This window comes from Chitinophaga sp. 05T412 (assembly GCF_056396465.1).
Window position 1 is genome coordinate 1 of sequence record NZ_JBFTLN010000036.1, and the last position, 2,983, is coordinate 2,983.

The following is a 2,983-nucleotide window of genomic DNA, read 5'->3' on the forward strand; positions in this document are numbered from 1 at the left end:
AAAAGAGATCAGTGATTAAAAGTTCTTTGACATATTGGGAAATGCAAGTTGTATTCGAAATAGTAGTATTTGAATACTAAATTTTTTAAAGCGAATAAGAGCGCATGGTGGATGCCTAGGATCTAAGAGGCGAAGAAGGACGTGGTAAGCTGCGATAAGCTACGGGGAGATGCAAACGATCGTTACATCCGTAGATTTCCGAATGGGACAACCCAGTACACTGAAGGTGTATTACTCCGCAAGGAGAGCCAACGCAGGGAACTGAAACATCTAAGTACCTGTAGGAAAAGAAAATAAATAATGATTCCCTAAGTAGTGGCGAGCGAACGGGGAAGAGCCCAAACCGGATCGAAGCAATTCTATCCGGGGTTGTAGGACTACTTTTAGAAAGTCAGATCAAGTTGAATCATCTGGAAAGATGAGCCGYAGCAGGTGATAGCCCTGTAGACAGAAATTCTGATGGACGTGTAGTATCCTGAGTAGTGCGGGACCGGAGGAATCCTGTATGAAACTGCCAGCACCATCTGGTAAGGCTAAATACTCCTTAGATACCGATAGTGAACCAGTACCGTAAGGGAAAGGTGAAAAGTACTCCGAACAGGAGAGTGAAATAGTTCCTGAAACCGTGCGCTTACAAGCGGTCGGAGCCAGCAATGGTGACGGCGTGCCTTTTGCATAATGAGCCTACGAGTTACTCCTCACTGGCAAGGTTAAGGTCTTCAGTACCGGAGCCGTAGCGAAAGCAAGTTCTAACAGAGCGAATCAGTCAGTGGGGGTAGACGCGAAACTTTGTGATCTATCCATGGGCAGGGTGAAGGTTAGGTAAAACTAACTGGAGGCCCGAACTCATTAGCGTTGAAAAGCTATGGGATGACCTGTGGATAGGGGTGAAAGGCCAATCAAACTGAGAGATAGCTCGTTCTCCCCGAAATGTTTTTAGGAACAGCCTTGGATATAGACGTATTATAGAGGTAGAGCTACTAATTGGGCTAGGGGGCTTCACCGCCTACCAAACCCTAATAAACTCCGAATGCTATAATATAATCTCCAGGAGTGAGGCTGTGGGCGCTAAGGTCCATGGCCGAGAGGGAAATAACCCAGACTAACAGCTAAGGTCCCTAATGATATGTTAAGTTGATCAAACGCGGTTCAAATCCTAAAACAGCCAGGATGTTGGCTTGGAAGCAGCCATTCATTTAAAGAGTGCGTAACAGCTCACTGGTCGAGGGTTTGGGCACGGAAAATAATCGGGCATCAAACATATAACCGAAGCTTTAGGCCTGACATTTAGGTGTCAGACGGTAGGGGAGCATTCTAAACTGCATCGAAGGTGTGTTGYGAGACATGCTGGAGCGTTTAGAAAAGAAAATGTAGGCATAAGTAACGATAAATAAGATGAAAAATCTTATCGCCGTAAGACTAAGGGTTCCTGATCAACGCTAATCGGATCAGGGTTAGTCGGGTCCTTAGGCAAAGCCGAAAGGCGTAGCTGATGGCAAACTGGTGAATATTCCAGTACCTGCTATAAATTCGATGGAGTAACGGAGTAGTGAAAGGATCGCGCACTTACGGAATAGTGCGTTAAAGGGTGTAGGTATAGGTTTGGTAGGAAAATCCGCCAGACTTGCTGAAGCCTGAYAGTACAACAAAGCTTCGGCCGCGYTGATAGTATCCCTAATCAGACTTCCAAGAAAAACTTCTAAGGTTCGTTTATAGCAGCCCGTACCGTAAACCGACACAGGTAGTCGAGATGAGTATTCTCAGGCGCTCGAGTGATCCGTGGTAAAGGAACTAGGCAAATTGACGCTGTAACTTCGGGATAAGGCGTGCCGCAGTAATGCGGCCTCAGTAAAATGGTACAACCAACTGTTTAACAAAAACACAGGGCCCTGCAAAATCGAAAGATGACGTATAGAGCCTGATACCTGCCCGGTGCTGGAAGGTTAAGGAAGGATGTTCGGRGTAAYCCAAAGCTTCTGACTGAAGCCCCAGTAAACGGCGGCCGTAACTATAACGGTCCTAAGGTAGCGAAATTCCTTGTCGGGTAAGTTCCGACCTGCACGAATGGTCTAATGAGTTGTACACTGTCTCTACCACGAGCTCGGTGAAATTGTAGTATCGGTGAAGATGCCGGTTAATCGCAACGGGACGGAAAGACCCCGTGAACCTTCACTACAACTTAACATTGATTTTGAATGCCAGATGTGTAGGATAGTTGGGAGACTATGAAGCAGCTTCGCCAGGAGTTGTGGAGTCATCGTTGAAATACCAACCTTCTGTTATTTAGAGTCTAATCCGGCAACGGAGACATTGTTTGGTGGGTAGTTTGACTGGGGTGGTCGCCTCCTAAAAGGTAACGGAGGCTCGCAAAGGTACCCTCAGTACGGTTGGTAATCGTACGYAGAGCGCATTAGTATAAGGGTGCTTGACTGTGAGGCAAACAAGCCGAGCAGGTGCGAAAGCAGGCTAAAGTGATCCGGTGGTTCTGTATGGAAGGGCCATCGCTCAAAGGATAAAAGGTACTCCGGGGATAACAGGCTGATCTCACCCAAGAGCTCATATCGACGGTGAGGTTTGGCACCTCGATGTCGGTTCGTCACATCCTGGGGCTGGAGAAGGTCCCAAGGGTTCGGCTGTTCGCCGATTAAAGTGGCACGTGAACTGGGTTCAGAACGTCGCAAGACAGTTCGGTCCCTATCTGTTGTGATCGTTAGTAAATTGAGAGGACATGACCTTAGTACGAGAGGACCGGGTCGTACGTACCGCTGGTGTATCTGTTGTGCCGCCAGGTGCAGTGCAGAGTAGCTATGTACGGATAGGATAAACGCTGAAAGCATCTAAGCGTGAAACCTGCTTCAAGATGAGTTTACTTTTAAGGGCCGTCGGAGACTACGACGTTGATAGGTTACAGGTGTAAGGGTGGTAACATCGCAGCCGAGTAATACTAATTGCCCGTAAGCTTTAATTTTTTAAATATTACGCT

1 rRNA gene is annotated in these 2,983 nt (G+C 47.2%); it reads left to right on the forward strand.

What is annotated here, in order from left to right:
* Positions 1-84 precede the first annotated feature (84 nt).
* Positions 85-2,968 (forward strand): 23S ribosomal RNA (locus AC1DFM_RS34525).
* The last annotated feature ends 15 nt before the right edge of the window (positions 2,969-2,983 follow it).